Annotated in this window: 14 protein-coding genes, 2 tRNA genes and 1 pseudogene; 8 read left to right on the top strand and 9 right to left on the bottom strand. The window is 64.3% G+C overall.

The window, feature by feature from the left end:
- Positions 1-124 precede the first annotated feature (124 nt).
- From EOD29_RS00600 to EOD29_RS00590, 3 genes are all read right to left on the bottom strand, one after another.
- A tRNA-Met gene (locus EOD29_RS00600) sits at positions 125-193 on the bottom strand.
- Positions 194-264: transfer RNA gene (locus EOD29_RS00595), tRNA-OTHER, on the bottom strand.
- A gap of 220 nt (positions 265-484) precedes the next feature.
- Positions 485-1,033 (bottom strand): histidine phosphatase family protein, encoded by a 549-nt coding sequence (locus EOD29_RS00590; protein WP_066999807.1) that lies wholly within the window; start codon positions 1,031-1,033, stop codon positions 485-487.
- 164 nt (positions 1,034-1,197) lie between these two features.
- Between EOD29_RS00590 and EOD29_RS00585 the strand changes: the two genes are divergently transcribed.
- The 3 genes from EOD29_RS00585 to EOD29_RS00575 all read left to right on the top strand — a co-directional run bounded on the left by EOD29_RS00585 (position 1,198) and on the right by EOD29_RS00575 (position 4,876).
- Positions 1,198-2,148: an AEC family transporter gene (locus EOD29_RS00585; RefSeq protein ID WP_127245690.1), complete on the top strand. Its 951-nt coding sequence runs from the start codon at positions 1,198-1,200 to the stop codon at positions 2,146-2,148.
- A 152-nt stretch (positions 2,149-2,300) separates the two neighbouring features.
- Positions 2,301-3,758 (top strand): NAD-dependent succinate-semialdehyde dehydrogenase, encoded by a 1,458-nt coding sequence (locus EOD29_RS00580; protein WP_127245689.1) that lies wholly within the window; start codon positions 2,301-2,303, stop codon positions 3,756-3,758.
- A 95-nt stretch (positions 3,759-3,853) separates the two neighbouring features.
- On the top strand, positions 3,854-4,876 hold the full coding sequence (locus tag EOD29_RS00575; RefSeq protein WP_127245688.1) for an aldose epimerase family protein: 1,023 nt from the start codon (positions 3,854-3,856) through the stop codon (positions 4,874-4,876).
- On the opposite strand, the gene EOD29_RS00570 is transcribed toward EOD29_RS00575, so the two are convergent.
- Positions 4,873-5,793, bottom strand: coding sequence for a sugar kinase (locus EOD29_RS00570; protein ID WP_067329424.1), 921 nt, complete (start codon positions 5,791-5,793; stop codon positions 4,873-4,875). The genes EOD29_RS00575 and EOD29_RS00570 overlap by 4 nt on opposite strands.
- 154 nt (positions 5,794-5,947) lie before the next feature.
- Between EOD29_RS00570 and EOD29_RS00565 the strand changes: the two genes are divergently transcribed.
- Positions 5,948-6,391, top strand: coding sequence for a FixH family protein (locus EOD29_RS00565; RefSeq protein ID WP_095802017.1), 444 nt, complete (start codon positions 5,948-5,950; stop codon positions 6,389-6,391).
- 7 nt (positions 6,392-6,398) lie between these two features.
- The gene (locus EOD29_RS00560; protein WP_127245687.1) at positions 6,399-7,607 is read left to right on the top strand and encodes a cytochrome c peroxidase; all 1,209 of its coding nucleotides are present in this window, start codon (positions 6,399-6,401) and stop codon (positions 7,605-7,607) included.
- Between the two features lie 59 nt (positions 7,608-7,666).
- Here EOD29_RS00560 and EOD29_RS00555 read toward each other — a convergent pair whose 3' ends face one another.
- Complete coding sequence (locus EOD29_RS00555; RefSeq protein WP_095778463.1) at positions 7,667-8,119, bottom strand: Lrp/AsnC ligand binding domain-containing protein; 453 nt, start codon at positions 8,117-8,119, stop codon at positions 7,667-7,669.
- A gap of 165 nt (positions 8,120-8,284) precedes the next feature.
- On the opposite strand from EOD29_RS00555, the gene putA reads away from it, so the two are divergent.
- Positions 8,285-11,893, top strand: coding sequence for a bifunctional proline dehydrogenase/L-glutamate gamma-semialdehyde dehydrogenase PutA (gene putA / locus EOD29_RS00550; RefSeq protein ID WP_127245686.1), 3,609 nt, complete (start codon positions 8,285-8,287; stop codon positions 11,891-11,893).
- Positions 11,894-11,926: 33 nt separating this feature from the next.
- Here the strand turns inward: putA and EOD29_RS00545 are convergent.
- The 4 genes and pseudogenes from EOD29_RS00545 to EOD29_RS00530 form a co-directional block, all read right to left on the bottom strand.
- Positions 11,927-12,049 (bottom strand): annotated as a pseudogene (locus EOD29_RS00545) (antibiotic biosynthesis monooxygenase); the annotation flags it as partial.
- Positions 12,050-12,058: 9 nt separating this feature from the next.
- A complete protein-coding gene (locus EOD29_RS00540) occupies positions 12,059-12,919 on the bottom strand; it encodes a TonB family protein (protein ID WP_245475175.1) in 861 nt (286 codons plus the stop codon).
- 217 nt (positions 12,920-13,136) lie between these two features.
- Positions 13,137-13,574 (bottom strand): hypothetical protein, encoded by a 438-nt coding sequence (locus tag EOD29_RS00535; RefSeq protein WP_067329442.1) that lies wholly within the window; start codon positions 13,572-13,574, stop codon positions 13,137-13,139.
- Between the two features lie 5 nt (positions 13,575-13,579).
- Positions 13,580-15,769 (bottom strand): TonB-dependent hemoglobin/transferrin/lactoferrin family receptor, encoded by a 2,190-nt coding sequence (locus EOD29_RS00530; protein ID WP_127245684.1) that lies wholly within the window; start codon positions 15,767-15,769, stop codon positions 13,580-13,582.
- Between the two features lie 203 nt (positions 15,770-15,972).
- Between EOD29_RS00530 and hemP the strand changes: the two genes are divergently transcribed.
- Positions 15,973-16,179 carry a hemin uptake protein HemP gene (gene hemP, locus EOD29_RS00525; protein ID WP_127245683.1) on the top strand — a complete coding sequence of 69 codons (207 nt, stop codon included), beginning with the start codon at positions 15,973-15,975 and terminating at the stop codon, positions 16,177-16,179.
- Between the two features lie 50 nt (positions 16,180-16,229).
- Complete coding sequence (locus EOD29_RS00520; RefSeq protein ID WP_127245682.1) at positions 16,230-17,291, top strand: hemin-degrading factor; 1,062 nt, start codon at positions 16,230-16,232, stop codon at positions 17,289-17,291.
- The last annotated feature ends 11 nt before the right edge of the window (positions 17,292-17,302 follow it).

The following is a 17,302-nucleotide window of genomic DNA, read 5'->3' as shown; positions in this document are numbered from 1 at the left end:
CGATGGCATCGGACCGTTCGATACGGCCTCGGCCCGAAGGCTTAGCCCTCTGTCAGGTCTTCTGCATTCCGGTCCCCGGACCGTTTTGGATAACACCACCCAAAGGTGTCGGCTTAACAGGCCGTTGGAGAAGGAATCGAACCTTCGACAATCAGATTATGAGTCTGACGCTCTAACCAAACTGAGCTATCCGTGCTGATGAAGGGACTCGAACCCCTGACCTCCGGACCCAAATCCGGCGCTCTTCCTCTGAGCTACATCGGCGATCCCAACACTCCGAAACGGCGCCGTACACAGCGCGGCAAGCCGGCTGCGCGGGCGGAGACGAAAGCTCCAACCGTTGTGCTCGCTTCGTTTTTCGTGACCGGGAGCGCGCCTATAGACCCTGCGACGGCTTGTCGCAAGCGGCATTATCGCGGGGGCTTGCGGCTTCTTGCGGCTGTGGCATTTCGGACACAGTGCTGAGCTGGGCAGACCTATGCCGTCAGAAGGTGACGCGGCCGAGCACTTTGAGGCCGTCTCCATTAGGCGCCACGACCACGGCCTCGCCCTCGCGCGGCGAGACGCCGGTGAGCGCCTGGATGTTTTCCAGATGCGTGACCAGCACCAGATTGTCAGAGCCGGAATAGCCCCGGATCTCCTTCATCACCGCCTCCATCTGAGCGGCCTTCTCAGCCGAATCGGTCTTGAGCAAGTCGAGCGGCGCAAATGGTTTCGGTTCGGCCTCGAAAGCGATGCGGGCGGTATCAAGGCAGCGGCAGTAGCGGCTGGAGAGCACACGCTCGATGGGCGCCGCGCGCGCCGCAAACAGCGCCCCGATGCGGCTTGACTGCTGCTTGCCGCGCTCGGACAGGTTGAGCTGGGTGGCGCAATTGCCGATGTCGAAATTCGCCGGATCGGTGGTCCCGGTGACGAAGGCATGCCTAAGCAGGACGATATGGCCGCCATCGCGCAGCAGCGCCCAGCCGGCGTCGGTTGCGTGGGCGAGGGTGGGAACGGCAAGCAGGAAAAGCGCCAGGGCAAGTCGCAGCATGTGAAGTCCTTATGGCGGCCGGGAGAGGCCGGGGCCATGATCGGCATATAGGGACCGCAAAGCCGGCTGAAAAACAAGCAGAGGACCAACGGTCGGCCGGAGAACGGCCGATTGCACGGCGCTCGAGGCTTGCCTATCACGGTAAAGATGTCTCCGCCCGAACAATGACGCCGCTCACCGAAACCGTCCTCTTCGTCTTCAGTCTCGTTGCGCTCGGCTATCTCGCCGGCCTTACCGGCTATCTGAAGCCGGCAAGTGGTGAGGGCATATCCGAATTCGCCGTCAACGTGGCTATGCCGCTGCTCTTGTTCCAGACGATGGTGAACTCCGATTTCCATGGCGTGGCGCCGTGGTCGCTGTGGAGCGCCTATTTTGCGGCGGTTGCCGTCACCTGGTCCGCCGGGCACTTGGTCATGACGCGCCTCTTCGGCCGCGATGCCCGCGCCGGCATCGTCGGCGGCGTGTCCTCGGCCTATTCCAATGTCGTGCTGCTTGGCGCGCCCTTCATCCTAGGCATATTCGGCACCAGCGGCTTCGAGGTGCTGTCGCTGCTGGTCTCGATCCACCTGCCTGTCATGATGATGGCGTCAATCGTGCTGTTCGAGATGTTCGGCCGTCGCGGCGAGCAGTCCGTGCATCAGTTGCGCGTCATCCGGAATTTCCTCAGGCGGCTGTTCGTCAACCCGCTTATCATTGGCATTCTCGCGGGGCTCGCCTGGCGCTTCACCGGCGCGCCGATGCCGCCGCTGATCGGGCGGCTGGTCGACGCGCTGGCCGATACGGCCGGGCCGGTGGCGCTGTTTGCGATGGGGCTCAGCCTGTGCCGCTTCGGCATATCCGGCAACATCCGCCCGGCGCTCGCGCTGTCGGCGCTGAAACTCTTCCTGATGCCGGCCTTGGTGCTGCTCGCGGTCTGGCTGCTCGACCTGCCGCCGCTGACGGCAAAGGTCGCCGTGGTCGTGGCGGCGCTGCCTTCCGGCATCAATTCCTATCTCATCGCCGTTCAGTTCAACACCGGACAAGCGCTGGCGTCCAACCAGATGACGATCGCCACGGCCAGCGCGGTGCTCACCACATCCTTCTGGCTGACGGTGGTCCTGCATGTGTTCGGCTAGCGCTCGTCTTTGCTGGCCCAACCCCTATATGCCATCTTGTGATTGCTTGCCGGGCTTTCCCTAGGTAAGAGCAATGCGCCAGCGTGCAGCCTTGCACGCCCCCGAATATCCAGAAAAACGGCCGATCAGCGCGCCGAAACGGAGGCCAGACCATGCTTCAGAAAACCAGTCATTTCATGCGCCAGGCCAATCTCATCAACGGCGAATGGGTGCAGGCCGACAGCGGCCAGACCATCGACGTCAACAATCCGGCGACCGGCCTGAAGATCGGCACCGTGCCGAAGGCCGGCAAGACCGAAACCCGCCGCGCCATCGAGGCCGCCGATGAAGCCTTCAAGAGCTGGCGCAAGACCACCGCGCTCGAGCGCTCGAAGCTTCTGCGCCAGCTGCACGACGCAATGATGGACAATCAGGACGTGCTGGCCGAGTTGCTCACCATCGAGCAGGGCAAGTCGCTGTTCGAATCCAAGGGCGAGATCGGCTCGGCCGCGAGCTATATCCTCTGGTTCGCCGAGGAAGGCCGCCGCACCTATGGCGACATCGTGCCGTCGCCCTGGGGCGACCGCCGCATCCTGGTGACGAAGGAGCCGGTCGGCGTCATTGCCGCCATCACGCCATGGAACTTCCCGTCCTCGATGCTCGCCCGCAAGCTCGGACCGGCGCTGGCCGCGGGCTGCACGGCCGTGGTCAAACCGGCCTCGCAGACGCCTTATTCGGGTCTCGCCTGGGGCGCGCTCGCCGAAGAGGTCGGCTTCCCCAAGGGCGTCATCAACATCCTGACCGGTTCGGCCGGCGAGATCGGCGACGAGATCTGCGCCAACCCGCTGGTCAAGAAGATCACTTTCACCGGCTCGACCGAGGTCGGCAAGATCCTGATTCAGAAGTCGTCGACGACGGTCAAGAAAGTGTCGATGGAACTCGGCGGCAATGCGCCGTTCCTGGTCTTCGACGATGCCGACATCGATCGCGCCGTCACCGGCGCCATCACCGCGAAGTACCGCAATTCCGGCCAGACCTGCGTCTGCACCAACCGCTTCCTCGTCCAGGCGGGTATCTATGACAAGTTCGTCGAGAAGCTCGCCGCTGCCAGCAACAGTCTGAAGGTCGGCTCCGGCCTGGAAGAAGGCGTGCAGCAGGGGCCGCTGATCGACGAGAAAGCGGTCGAGAAGGTCGAGGAACTGATCGCCGATGCCACCTCGAAGGGCGGCAAGGTCGTTGCCGGCGGCAATCGCCATGCGCTCGGCGGCTCGTTCTTCCAGCCGACGGTCATCGCCGACGCCACGCCCAAGATGCGCTTCATGAAGGAAGAGATCTTCGGGCCGGTCGCCCCCGTGTTCAAGTTCGAGACCGAGGAAGAAGCAATCGCATTGGCCAACGACACCGAGTTCGGCCTCGCCTGCTATTTCTACACCGGCGATCTCGGCCGCGCCTTCCGCGTCATGGAAGGGCTGAAATACGGCATGGTCGGCGTCAATGAAGGCCTGATCACCACGCCCGAGGCGCCGTTCGGCGGCGTCAAGGAATCGGGCCTCGGCAAGGAAGGCGGACATCAGGGCATCGAGGACTATCTCGACACCAAATATGTCTGCCTCGGCGGCCTCGGCCTCTGACACCGCTCGACTGGTGAGGCAGGCATCAGGCCTGCCCTTGCCGGAGACGGCCGGCGTAGTCCACAGATCATGAACTGACGTTTTCGGGCACAGCGATGAAGGACGGCGAGGTCTTCGGCACGACGCAGGCGGGCGAGGCTGTTCGCCGCTTCACCATCCGTGGCGGTGGTCTCACGGCCAACATCATCGGGGTTGGCGCGATCATCCAGGATCTGCGGCTCGCCGGCCATGATGCGCCGCTGGTGTTGGGCTACGACCAGTTCGAGCCCTATGAGACCGACCGCGCCTATTTCGGCGCCGTCGTCGGCCGCTTCGCCAACCGCATTCGCGACGGTCGCTTCACCATCGCCGGCAAGCGCTACCAGACCGAGCGCAATTTTCTAGGGAAACACACGCTGCATGGCGGCTCGCAGGGCTATTTCCACCGGCCATGGTCGGTCTCGCTGCACGGGCGCGATTTCGTGACGCTGACACTGCACGATCCCGACGGCACGATGGGCTTTCCAGGCGCGCTGGACGTCACCTGCACCTATCGGCTGAAGATCCCCGGCACGCTCAGCATGGAACTGACCGCCACATGCGAGGAGCCGACGCTCTGTAATCTTGCGCAGCACTCCTACTTCAATCTCGACGACGGGGGCGCGGGCGACACTCTCGACCACCGGCTGATGCTCAATGCCGGCGCTTATACGCCCGTCGACGCAGAGATGATCCCGACCGGCGCGGTGAAGCCCGTCGACGGCACGCCCTATGACTTCCGCCAGGCGCGGCCGCTGCGCATGGAATCGGAAGGCGAGCAGCTTCCCTACGATCTGAATTACTGCCTCGCCTCCAGCCGTGGACCGCTGCACCAGGCAGCCTGGGTGCAGGGCGCCAGTTCCGGCGTCGAAATGGAAGTCTGGACCACCGAGCCCGGCCTGCAGCTCTATATCGGCCAGTATGTCGCGCCGTCCTCCCCTGGGCTGGACGGGCGCGGCTACAAAGCCTTTTCAGGCCTCTGCCTCGAAGCTCAGACCTGGCCCGACGCGCCGAACCGGCCCTATTTCCCACAGGCCACGCTTTGGCCGGGCCAGATCTACCATCAGGTGACGGAATACAGGTTCCGGCTCCCTAGCTAGATCCCAAAGGCTGTTCTTAGAATCTCGAACGGCGCGAGCGCGCCGCGCACCTGTACGACGGCCGCAGCCACCCGATGCGCGCGCCGAACCGCGTCGACTGGGGCGTGACCGGCAAGCCGGGCGGCGAGATAGCCGCCGTTGAAGGAATCGCCGGCGCCGGTTGTATCGACAGGCGAGGCGACATGCACTGCCTCGATTGTTTCCGAGGCGCCGTCCATGGCAATCAATGCCGGCTGCTCGCCGTTCTTGACGACAACCTCGCCGACCACTCCTCCGAGACGCCTGGCAGTTGTTTCCGGCGCCTCATCGCCAAACAGCATCTGCTCATCCGGAAAAGTGGGCAATGCGATATCCGCGACGGCGAGCGCTTCCAAGATCGCAGCCTGCGCGGTTTCACGGCTCGGCCACAGCCTGGGACGGTAATTCGGGTCAAAGGCGACCAGCGAACCCGCCGCGCGTGCTGTCGCGACGGCCGAAAGCAGGGTTTTGCGCGCGGCATCATCCAGAATTGCCAAAGTGATTCCGGAAAAATAGACAAGCGCCTGGTTTTCAAGACTTTTCGCCAGTGCCGCTGCATCGGAGGCAAGCTGGCGCGCGGCAGCATCGCTTCGCCAGTAAGTGAAGGCGCGCTCGGCTCCAGTGAGCGTGATGGCGTAAAGGCCCGGTCTTGCGCCGGCAATGACCGGGCTGCTGCCGATACCGATGCCGTTCTGGGCTAAGAACGCGATCTGATCGCGGGAAAAAGGGTCGTCGCCGAAGGCCGAGACATAGGTCGCGGGCCGGCCGGGGCTGAGCGCATGCAGCGCCCATAGCGTATTGAAGGTGTCGCCGGCAAAGCCCATACGCCAGTTCGGTCCTGCCTGGCCCGACAGTTCGAGCATGCATTCGCCGATCGACGCGACACCATTGGCTTCCATATGACTTGTCCTCCTAAAGCTTTGGTGCTGTAGCTTTTTGCAGCCGGCAGCGCCATGCTTGGCGCAGGCCGATTTTTGCGCCAGAAGCGATTTCCCACAGGCGGGAGGGATGCTGCGCGCAGCCCGTGACGTTATCAGCCGAAGAGGAGCCGGTTTGGCATCGATATGGCGTTACATTCTTGCGGGTCTCGGTCTTGCTGCCCTGCTGGTCGGCATTCTGACTGTCGTCTACCTGACGGCGCCGCATTCGGCACCGGGCCCCGATACGTCGCGTTCGAAAAAGACGGCGAGCGGCCTGTTCGTTGCGAGCTTCGAGCCGGAGCGCGGCGTCATCCGGCAGGGCGAGCTGCAATCCTGGCTGCTGACACTGAAGACCTCCGCCGGCGCTCCGGTGGAGGGCGCCGCGATCACCGTTTCCGGCGGCATGCCGCAGCACAATCACGGCCTGCCGACCAGCCCGCAGGCGACCGACTATATGGGGGCGGGACGCTACCGCATCGACGGCGTGAAATTCACCATGAGCGGCTGGTGGCAATTGCGCTTCGCGATCTCCGCGGCGGCGGGTTCCGATTCCGTCGTCTTCAACATCGTGTTGTGAGCGGCCGATGAAGCGTCTTCTCCGCCTGGCAAGCCTGTCCGCTCTGGCTGCGCTCGCTTGGCTTGGCGGTTGCGGCGAGCCCGAGCTCAGCGACGCCGAGAAGAAGACCATCGCCTCGCTGGCGTTGAACACGCTGCCGGCTCTCAAAGCGGACACGACGAACCAGTATGCCGATGTGCCGGCCGCTGCGGCGCTCGGATCGACGCTGTTCTTCGATGTCGGTATGAGCCGCGGCGGCACCGTGTCCTGCTCGACCTGCCACAAGATCGACCGTCAGTTCCAGGACGACCTGCCGCGGGCGGTCGGCGTCGGCCACACCAATCGCCGAACCATGCCGCTGGCCGGCGTGGCGCGCGATCCTTGGTTCTTCTGGGACGGACGCCGCGACAGTTTGTGGGCGCAAGCGCTGACGCCGCTCGAAAACCCGCTGGAGCAGGCCGGCAACCGCGCGGCCTTCGCGCATTACATCAAGGAGCGGTTCGGCGAGCGCTATGAGCGCATTTTCGGGCGGCTGCCCGATCTTTCCACCGTGCCGGCCAATGCCAGCCCGCTCGGCACCGAGGCCGAAAAGGCGGCATGGAACGCCATGCCCGCCAGGCAGGCCGAAGACGTCAACCGCGTCTTTGCCAATATCGGCAAGGCAATCGCGGCCTTCGAGCGCTCGATCGAACCTGGGCAGACGCGTTTCGACCGCTTCGCGATCGACCTCGCGACCGGCACCAAGCCGCAAGGCGATGCTGCCTTCTCGCCGGAAGAGATCCTCGGGCTGAAGCTGTTCATCGGCAAGGCCAATTGCGTGACCTGCCATAACGGGCCGCGCTTCACCGACAATTCGTTCCACAACACCGGCGTGCCGCCGGTCAAGGATCTGCCGCCCGACCGCGGCCGGGTCGATGCCGTGGCTCAAGTGCAGGCGGACCCGTTCAACTGCTTCGGCAAGTTCCGCGACGGCGATGAAAGCGCCTGCCGCGAATTGCGCTTCATGGTGAAGGACGGGCAGCAACTCGTGCGCGCCTACAAGACGCCGTCGCTCAGGGGGGCAGCTACGCGTGCGCCCTACATGCATGCCGGGCAGTTCTCGACCCTCGACGAGGTGGTGGCGCATTATTCGAAAGCGGCGTCCAGCGTTGAAGGCGTTTCGGAGATCCACCCGCTCGAGCTCTCCGATCGCGAGCGCGCCGCTCTGGTGGCGTTTCTGAAGACTCTGTCGGAGTAGAGTCTTAATTTTGTGCAATTCCGGACGGAAAACGGCTGCGCACTTTTCCTGGAACTGCGCTAGCGATCCTTCACCGTTTCCATCGCCACGAAGGTGGAAGTCTGTGCCACGTGGGGAAGGGCCGAAATGCGCTCGCCGAGCACGCGGCGGTAGGCGGCGATATCGGTGGTGCGGACCTTCAGGAGATAGTCGAAGCTCGACGCCATCATATGGCACTGCTCGATCTCCGGCACGCCCTGCACCGCGCGGTTGAACGCGTCGAGCGCCGCCGAGCGCGTATCCGACAGCTTCACCTGGACGAAGGCGACATGTCCTTCGCCCATGCGCTCCCGGTCGATAATCGCGCGATAGCCTCTGATGTAGCCCTCCTTCTCAAGACGCTTCACACGGGCCTGCACCGGGGTCTTCGACAGCCCGACCTTCAAAGCCAGCTCGGACATTGAAAGCCGGCCGTCGCGCCCGAGCGCGGCCAGGATGTTGCGGTCAATGCGGTCCAATTGGTCTTCGCTCATCGGTCTTCCGGTCAAAATGGCGGGAGCTAAGCCTATACGATAGTTCGAATGGACTGTCTCGTCGATTTCTTTGGACCGACCTGGGCTCCCAGCTGTGCTAGCTTGCGCCAATCGGTCCGGCGACCGCCAGACCTGCTCGCTAACGCTTGCTCTCATGGATCCGACATGCCGCTCGATGCCATCCGCCAGCAGATCCGCGCCAACTATTTGCCCGACGAAGACGAGGCGGTGAGGCGACTGTCCGCGGCTGCCGGGCTTTCGGCGGAAGAGCGCAAGGCGATCTCGGCGCGTGCGGCCGATCTGGTGCGCGCGGTGCGCGGCTCGACCGACCCTCGGCTGATGGAGGTCTTTCTTTCGGCCTATGGCCTGTCGACCAAGGAAGGCGTGGCGCTGATGTGTCTCGCCGAGGCGCTGCTGCGCGTTCCCGATGCCGAGACGATGGACGATCTCATCGCCGACAAGATCGCGCCGCACGACTGGTCGGCGCATTCGGGCAGCTCGAGTTCCATTTTCGTCAACGCCTCGACCTGGGCGCTGATGCTGACCGGCCGCGTGCTCGATGAAGGCGAGGGCGGCATCGAAGGCACGCTGCGCGCCATGGTGCGCAGGCTCGGCGAGCCGGTCATCCGCAAGGCCGTGGCGGCGGCGATGCGCGAAATGGGCGAGCAGTTCGTGCTCGGCCGCACCATCGCCGAGGCGGTCAAGCGCGGCCGTCCGATGACGCAGAAGGGCTATCTCTATTCCTTCGACATGCTGGGTGAGGCGGCCCGCACCGAGGCTGATGCGTTGCGCTATCACCGCGCCTATGCGGATGCGATTTCCTCGCTCGACGCGGGGTCCAATGGCCCGGACATTCGCTACAACCACGGCATTTCGGTCAAGCTTTCGGCACTGCATCCACGCTATGAGGTGGCGCAGAAGGAGAAGATGCTGCCGGTAATGGCCGAGCGGTTGTTGTCGCTGGCGCTTGCCGCGCGGCATTCGCGCATGGGCCTCAACATCGATGCCGAAGAGGCCGACCGGCTCGATTTGTCGCTCGACGTCATCGAACGCGTGCTCGCCGAACCGGAGCTTGCCGGCTGGGATGGTTTCGGCGTCGTCGTCCAGGCCTATGGCCCGCGCGCGGCCTTCGTCATCGACTGGCTCTATGCGCTTGCCAAAAAATACGACCGCAAGATCATGGTGCGGCTGGTGAAGGGCGCCTATTGGGACACCGAGATCAAGCGGGCACAGACGCTTGGGCTTGCCGGCTATCCGGTCTTCACCCGCAAGACCAACACCGACGTCTCGTATCTGGCCTGCGCGCGAAAACTGCTGTCGATGACCGACCGCATCTATCCGCAATTCGCCAGCCACAACGCGCACACGGTGGCTGCCATCCTGTCGATGGCGAAGGATCGCGACTCCTTCGAATTCCAGCGTCTGCACGGTATGGGCGAATCGCTGCACGAGACGGTGCGCAAGGCCGAAAGGACGCGCTGCCGCATCTACGCGCCGGTCGGTGCGCATTCCGACCTGCTCGCCTATCTGGTGCGGCGGCTCTTGGAAAACGGCGCCAACTCCTCTTTCGTCCACCAGTTGACCGACGAGGAGGTCGAGCCGGAAGAAATCGCCCGCGACCCGCTGGAGGCTGTAGAGAAACAAGGCCCCGCCGCCAATCCGGCGATCGCGCGGCCCGCCGCGATCTTCGGCGCCCACCGGCGCAATTCAAAAGGGTTCGACATCAGTGATGCGGTGACTCTTGCAGCCATCGACAGGGCGCGGGCGGAATTCGCGGGAGCGGATCGCTGGCATGCCAAGCCGATCACGCGCGCCGCCGGCTACGGCAAGCCGCGCCAGATCGTCAACCCGGCCAAGCCCGATGAGGTCGTCGGCACAGTGCATGAGGCGGCGGCCAAGCAGGTCGCGACGGCCGTTCGCATCGCTGTGGAGGCGCAGCCGGCCTGGGCAAAACGCCCGGTTGCCGAGCGCGCAGCGATCCTCAACCGCGCCGCCGACCTCTACGAGGCCAATGCCGCCGAGTTCTTCGCTTTGGCCACTCGAGAGGCCGGCAAGTCGTTGGCCGACGGCATCGCCGAAGTGCGCGAGGCGGTCGATTTCCTGCGTTACTATGCGGCCGAGGCGGCGAATGCCGAAGCGGGCACTGAAGCCCGTGGCGCGATCGTCTGCATCTCGCCGTGGAATTTCCCGCTGGCCATCTTCACCGGCCAGATCGCGGCGGCGCTCGTCACCGGCAATTCGGTGATCGCGAAGCCCGCCGAGCAGACGCCGCTGATCGCCTTCCGCGCCGTCGAGATGCTGCGCGAGGCCGGCGTGCCGGAGGATATCATCCAGCTCCTGCCGGGTGACGGTGCGTCGGTCGGAGCGCCGCTCACCGCCGACCCGCGCATCGCAGGTGTCTGCTTTACTGGCTCGACCGAGGTCGCCAAGCTGATCGAAAAACAGCTGGCCGAAACGGCGGCGCCCGATGCCATGCTGATTGCCGAGACGGGTGGGCTGAACGCCATGATCGTCGATTCCACGGCGCTTCCCGAGCAGGCGGTGCGCGACATCCTCGCCTCCGCCTTCCAGAGCGCCGGGCAGCGCTGCTCGGCGCTGCGCGTGCTCTACGTGCAGAAGGATGTCGAGAAGAAGATGCTGGCCATGCTGAAGGGCGCGATGGAAGCCCTCAATGTCGGCGATCCGTGGCTGATCTCGACCGATGTCGGCCCGGTCATCGACGATGAGGCGCAGGCCTCGATCGGCGACTACTGCAAGAAAAAGGGGCTGGAGGGGCGCCTCATCGCCAAGCTCGAAGCGCCGGCTGCCGGCCGCTTCGTCGCGCCGCATGTCTTTCGGGTCAAAGGCATCGAGGAGATGGAGCGCGAAGTGTTCGGTCCGGTGCTGCATGTCGCCACCTTCGACGCCGACGACATCGACTCGGTGATTGCCGGCATCAACCGCAAGGGCTACGGCCTGACCTTCGGCCTGCACACCCGCATCGAGGGCCGCGTCCAGCATTTCGTCGACGGCATCCATGCCGGCAACATCTATGTCAACCGAAACCAGATCGGCGCCGTCGTCGGCTCGCAGCCCTTCGGCGGCGAGGGTCTGTCCGGCACCGGGCCGAAGGCCGGCGGGCCACATTATCTGCGCCGCTTCCGCAAGGGCCCGCAAGCCGGAACGGAAGTCGGCGACGGCCACAAGGTGACGGCGACGGAACTCGCGGACAATCTGCCGGACCCGACGCTTGGCGGTTGGTCGACGCGACCCGATCGCGTGGCGATTCTGAGAAAACATCTGCGCGGCAAGGGGGCTGCGGCCATCGCCGCCGCAGCGGGCCTCGATTTCGGGCAGGTCGACCTGCCGGGCCCGACCGGCGAGGCCAACACGCTGTCGCTGGCGCCGCGCGGACGGGTGCTCTGCCTCGGGCCGGATGCCGAGACGCTGCTTGCGCAGACAATCCAGGCTTTAGCCGCCGGCAATGCCGTTCTGGCAGTGGCGCCAGGCGCGCCGGCGGCGCTGTCGGCGCTGACCGGCAAGGGCCTGCCACTGGCGGCGATCGACGGTCGGCCGGACCCGGTCGAAGCGCGCTCGCTGCGCGTCGACGTGGTTGCCTTCTCCGGCACGCCGGAAGCGGCGCGCATCGTGCGCAAGGTGGTTGCCGAGCGCGCCGGGCCGATCGTGCCGCTGATCAGCGAGGTGCTTAATCCGGCGGCTTATGCGCATGAGCGCGCGGTCTGCGTTGACACGACGGCGGCCGGCGGCAATGCCAGCCTGCTTGCTGCGGCCTAATCAGGTGCGGGAAGGCCGCCGCGTTAGCGGCGGTCAGGCGCCCTCGACGACCGAAAACCCTTCGAACTGGGGGTGGCCAAGATAATGCACCTTGGCGGTGCCGGCGTTGCGATGGGCGGCGCGGAAGTTCTCCGACTTCGTCCAGGCGATGAAATCGCGGAGGCTTTAAAAAGGGCCGATCCGCGCCTTGAACACCCAACTTGATTTTCCGGTCTCGGGTGGAATGGGAGGGAACGGGGCTTGCTTGCGCACCAGCGTCAAAGCGAACTGATCGAGCTCGGCGGACCCTGAACTTTCAGTGAGCTGCAGGTCGCTGACGCTGCCGTCGGCCGCGACGACGAAAACCACCCTGGCGTTGTTGCGAGCCTTGGCCTGGATCGATTTCGAAACGCGACGGTTGGCGCGCGCAAGTTTCTTCTGGATTTCACCGCTGTAGTGGGATTCCAGGGCATTGCCGGCAGCGGCCTGTTTCTTGCCCTTGCTGGCGGCAACAGGCGCGTCGCGTGTATCGCCATCCGCCGTGCCGCCGGTTGCATTGGTCTGGTCTGCCGCTGCCGATGGGGCTGGGGCGCTCGATGTCGCACTGGGGACCGGTGGCTGTTGAGGCTCGGCAAGGGGCGCTTCAGCGCTTTGCAGTTCGGTCGCGGGCGTAGGTTTGCTGTCGTCGGGGACAGTCTGGTCATCCTGGCGTGGGCTGGTGGCCGCCACGATATCCGGCGCGGAAGCGGCTTCCTTGACGGCTTGCGGCGGAAGCTGAGGCGTCGAGGGTTCGCTTGCTGGTTCCTGCGCTTCGACCGGCGGTGCGGGCTGCGCGGCCTGGCGTTTCACCGGCTGCGGATCGGGCACCAAGGTGACATCCACGGCGCCGGACGACTGGTCGTCCAGGGCGCTGCCGGTGACGTTGGCGCCGGACTGATCTGTGCCCTCGACCCGAATCGCGTCCATGGAGTCGAATATCCCGGCAGGCGCGAACAGGAACGCGGCCGCCGCAGCGCCATGGAGCAGGCCGGAAGCGATGATCGCCACCGGCCATTTGCGATGCCCGGCCGAGTGCCGCGGCTGCATGAGCGGCTCGGCCGGCGTGATCGCCGGTTCGCTGCCTGCATCGGAGGAGTGATTGATGTCCTGCATGTCTCGCGCCGAGACCTGCCCGTACGCGATAAGAAATTGTCAAATCAAGATCGGTTGCCGCCCATGGCCCACGCCATGGCGTCTCCTGGCGGGCCGGATGCAATCCCCACCTCTATACGCCGAAGGCGATGGCGGTTTTAGTCGAGGTCTTCAGGTCGCGCATGCAGGCCGTCGGCTCGACGCCGGTTCCAGCGCATTCCGTCGCGCTGTTGATCAGCACGCGGCCGAGCTTGCCGCAGTCGGCGCCCGCGAGATCGAAGCGCGTGACTTTCGTCTTGCCGACCGGCAGGTCCTTGAAATCGAGCACGGTGAGGCGGTCGACAACGCCGGACTCATTGAACAGCGCGATTTCGAAAGCGGACTTCGACAGGTCGGCGCCGAGCGCGTTGTTGACGACGAAGGTCAGCCGGCAGCCCTTGTCCGAAGGCTGCACGGCGTTGAGTTCGAGATTAAGGGCCGGCGCTGGCGCGGACTGGCCGCGCGCCGGCACCGGGCCGAGCGACATCGCCAGCGCCGAGGTCAAGAGACGGAGCGATGTCGTCAAGTTCATGGTTCTCAGCCTCCAAAGCGCATGGTTGCCGCAAGCTTCAGCGTGATGCCCGGTTCGTAGAGGACGGCAGTCGTGCTTGCGTTGAGCGGATTGGTGTATTTGACATCGAACAGATTGTCGGCGCGGACGTCGAGCTTGAGGTTGTCGGTCGCCTGGTAACTGGCAAAGGCATTGACCAGCGTATAGTCCTTGGCCACCGGATTGCCCTTGGGCTTGCCGTTATATTGCACTTCACCGCCGACGGTGAGCCTGTCCTCGAGGAAGCGAAGGCCGAGATGCGCCGTCACCTGCGAGGAGGGAATGGTGGCAAGGTCGGCCCGCTCGCCCTCATACGAGATGGTGTGGCCGTTGATGACCGAGGCCGAGAAGCCCGCATAGCCCCAGCCGGCGTCATAGACGCTTTCCAGTTCAAAACCGTTGATCTTGGCCTTGGCGAAGTTCTGGTACTGGAAGCAGATCGGGATGCCGGGGCCGAACGGGCAGCCGCTGGTCGGGTCGAAGGCCGACAGCGTGACGCCGTCGATATAGTCTTCGACATTGTTGTTGAAATAGGCGGCCTTGAGCCGCAGAGCGTCGCCGCCTTCGAAAATGTTGTTCTGCTTGTAGTTGACGCCGAACTCGACGGTCTTGCCGGTCTCAGGCTTGAGATTTGGATTGGGCAGGAAGGGGAAGGTGACGCCGGCCGGATGGTTACCGCTGATCAGCGTCTCCGTCAGCGAGGGTGAGCGGTAGCCTTCCGCATAGGTGCCGTAAAACTGCAGGCCGGCGAGGTCAGCGCTTTCGAAGGGCGATACGCCGACGGTGATGCGCGGCGACAGCCGGTCGCCTGATGTCTCGTGCTCGGAGTCCTTCAGGCTGTACCTGTCGTAGCGCAGGCCGGTGATGACCTCCAGCCATTCCCAGGTCAGCTTGTCCTGGACATAGGCGCCGGAGACGTTGCGCTTACCTGACGGCGTGTAGAAGCTGTCGCCGCCGGCTGTGCCCCCGGTTTCGACGTCGTCGCCGACCCAGTCACCGCCGTAAGTCAACTCATGCGCAATGCCGGCGGTCTCGAATCGCGACGTGTTCCATATGTCGATGCCGGTCGTCCCGACATCGAAAGTCGAGAGCGACCCGGCGGGCAGCACCACGGGCAGGCCGGTCGTCGGATCGAAACGGTTCTGCGGGACGAGCGTCGTCAGATCGAGAAGCGTCTTGTTGTAAGAGGCGTTGATGTGGAGATCGAGCCAGCTTTTGGCATCGTCGGTGATGTTGTAGCGGGCGGTGAAGGTATTCGATTTCAGGTCGACATCGTTGGCCGGAATGCCGCCACTGGTCTCTGTCCACCCGTCCTTCGAGCCGACCCAGCCGAGCTTCAACTCGCTGTTCTCGGTCGGGCGAATGGTGGTCATGAGCAGGCCGCTCAGCACGTCGAAGCCGGTGCCGGCAACGGTCTCGCCGCCACCGTTCTTGTAGTCGCCGTAGTCGCGGTAGACGATGTTACCCAAAACGTCCCAGTTCTCGTTGAAGCGATAGGCGCCGCTAGCGCTCGTGGTCCAGCCCTTGCCATTCGTTTCATAGCGACCGGTGGCGGAAGCCGCCCAGCTTTCCTCCGGCTTGAGGAAATCTCCGGCGTCCTTGGTTTCGAAGAACACCACTCCGCCGATGGCGCCGGAGCCATAGGTGTTGGCGACCGGGCCGCGGATCACGTCGACGGATTTGATGAGCTCGGGATCGACATAGAAGGTCGACTGCGTGCCGTGGTCGGAGCGCTGGAAATCCTGCCTGGCGCCGTCGACGATCACCGCCACGCGGCCGAAATCCTGCAGGCCGCGGATGTTGATGCTGGAGCTGACGCGTCGCGCGTCGGCCTGCACTGCAACTCCCGGCACGCCAAGCAGCATCTCGTTCGGCGTCGTCGCCATGCGGCGCTCAAGCTGTTCCTTGTCGACATGGCTGGCCGAGGCCAGCGACTGGATCGCCGTCTCGCCGGTGCGGCTGATGACGAGGATCTTGTCGAGCAGCGTCGAGTCGCCTGCACTTTTCTGGTCAGTCTTCTTTGTCTGGTCGCTCTGCTGGTCAGCCGCCGGCTGGGTGGCCTGTTGCGCTTTGGCCGCCGGCATACAGAGCGCGATTGCCGCCGCGCCAGCCAGCAAGGCCGCCATTTCCTTCGCCATCGGCCGATCTGTCGGCCGTCCCCAATTCACCAACCCCATGCCCCAACTCCAGATTCTCAGGCTCGATGCTGGCTGGCGCGGGGCTCGCTCGCATTTTTGATCGCGTCCGGCGTCTTAAATGTTGACTCATTTAGTCCGGTAATGCACGACTATTAAACATGAGAAATCGAGTCAAGAATTTAATCGGCATTTGACGAGGCGACCGGCCCGGTGGCCGGCACAGGAAAAAGGGACCGAATGAGATGAACAGCCATGACCCAAGCGACTTTCGCTACCGCGGCCGCCGCTCCGACGACGTGCCCGCGCGTTTTGACCGCGTGGCGATGTCAGTGCGCACGCTCTCCAGCAACGCGCTGTTCCAGGGCGAGCATGAGATCGGCATCGAACATCATGGTGCTCTCTACCGTCTGAAGATCACCCGCCAGGGCAAGCTGATCCTCAACAAGTAAGCACGATCGGCAGACGAACAGGGCAGACAAAAAGTGGGCAGGTGGACGATATGGACCAACGCGTGAAGCCGTCGCCGGACGAGATCCGGGGTTCGCGGGAAGACAATCCGAAGATGCGCGAGCGCGATTTGGCGGCCCAACTCGGCATTTCGGAAGCAGAGCTGGTCGCGGCACATTGCGGCCATGGCGCCGTGCGCGTCGAGCCGCGCGTCAATGACTTGCTGAGCGGCCTCGAAGCGGTCGGCGAAGTGATGGCGCTGACCCGCAACGAAAGCGCCGTGCACGAAAAGATCGGCGTCTACGACAAGGTCGTCACTGGCAATCACAACGCCATGGTGCTCGGCGAGAACATCGACCTGCGCATCTTCCCGAAAGTGTGGGCACATGGCTTTGCCGTCGAGAAACGCGACGGGGGCGAGATCCGCCGCAGCCTGCAGTTCTTCGATGCGGCCGGCGAGGCCGTTCACAAGGTGCATCTGCGGGCAGCCTCGAACCTCTATGCTTACCAGAAGCTGATGGCGAGCCTTGAATCGTCGAACCAGGAGCCGACGATCGCAATCGCCTCAAGCGCGCCGGAGGACGAAGTGGAGGTGCAAGCCTTGGTAGCCAGCATCGACGACCTCCGCGACCGCTGGAGCCGGATGACCGACGTGCATCAGTTCTTCGGCATGCTGAAGACCCTGAAGCTCAGCCGCCGTGAGGCGGTGCGCATGGTCGGCCAGGACTATGCATGGCTGCTCGACAATGATGCCGTCAGCGCCATGTTTCACCACGCGGCGGAAGGCGAGATGCCGATCATGTGCTTCGTCGGCAACCGCGGCTGCATCCAGATCCATTCCGGCCCGATCAAGTCGGTCAAGCCGATGGGACCATGGATTAACGTGCTCGACGAGACCTTCCACCTGCATCTGAGGACCGATCACATCCATGAAGTCTGGGCGGTGCGCAAGCCGACCAAGGATGGCCATGTCACCTCGCTCGAGGCTTACAGCGCCAAGGGGGGCATGATCATCCAGTTCTTCGGCAAGCGCCATGAAGGCGAGGGCGAGCGCGACGACTGGCGCTTCCTGGCCGAGAACCTGCCCCGCATCCCCAGCCCGACCGCTGCATGAGGCGAGACTCG

This window comes from Mesorhizobium sp. M1A.T.Ca.IN.004.03.1.1, assembly GCF_003997555.1.
Lineage (GTDB): Bacteria > Pseudomonadota > Alphaproteobacteria > Rhizobiales > Rhizobiaceae > Mesorhizobium.
This window is presented reverse-complemented; position numbering and strand designations above follow the sequence as displayed.

Bases quoted from the DNA above. Each gene is read 5' to 3' on its own strand.
- EOD29_RS00590 (WP_066999807.1), bottom strand. From the start codon at position 1,033: ATGCTGCGACTTGCCCTGGCGCTTTTCCTGCTTGCCGTTCCCACCCTC.
- EOD29_RS00585 (WP_127245690.1), top strand. From the start codon at position 1,198: ATGACGCCGCTCACCGAAACCGTCCTCTTCGTCTTCAGTCTCGTTGCG.
- EOD29_RS00580 (WP_127245689.1), top strand. From the start codon at position 2,301: ATGCTTCAGAAAACCAGTCATTTCATGCGCCAGGCCAATCTCATCAAC.
- EOD29_RS00575 (WP_127245688.1), top strand. From the start codon at position 3,854: ATGAAGGACGGCGAGGTCTTCGGCACGACGCAGGCGGGCGAGGCTGTT.
- EOD29_RS00570 (WP_067329424.1), bottom strand. From the start codon at position 5,793: ATGGAAGCCAATGGTGTCGCGTCGATCGGCGAATGCATGCTCGAACTG.
- EOD29_RS00560 (WP_127245687.1), top strand. From the start codon at position 6,399: ATGAAGCGTCTTCTCCGCCTGGCAAGCCTGTCCGCTCTGGCTGCGCTC.
- EOD29_RS00555 (WP_095778463.1), bottom strand. From the start codon at position 8,119: ATGAGCGAAGACCAATTGGACCGCATTGACCGCAACATCCTGGCCGCG.
- putA (WP_127245686.1), top strand. From the start codon at position 8,285: ATGCCGCTCGATGCCATCCGCCAGCAGATCCGCGCCAACTATTTGCCC.
- EOD29_RS00535 (WP_067329442.1), bottom strand. From the start codon at position 13,574: ATGAACTTGACGACATCGCTCCGTCTCTTGACCTCGGCGCTGGCGATG.
- EOD29_RS00530 (WP_127245684.1), bottom strand. From the start codon at position 15,769: ATGGGGTTGGTGAATTGGGGACGGCCGACAGATCGGCCGATGGCGAAG.
- hemP (WP_127245683.1), top strand. From the start codon at position 15,973: ATGAACAGCCATGACCCAAGCGACTTTCGCTACCGCGGCCGCCGCTCC.
- EOD29_RS00520 (WP_127245682.1), top strand. From the start codon at position 16,230: ATGGACCAACGCGTGAAGCCGTCGCCGGACGAGATCCGGGGTTCGCGG.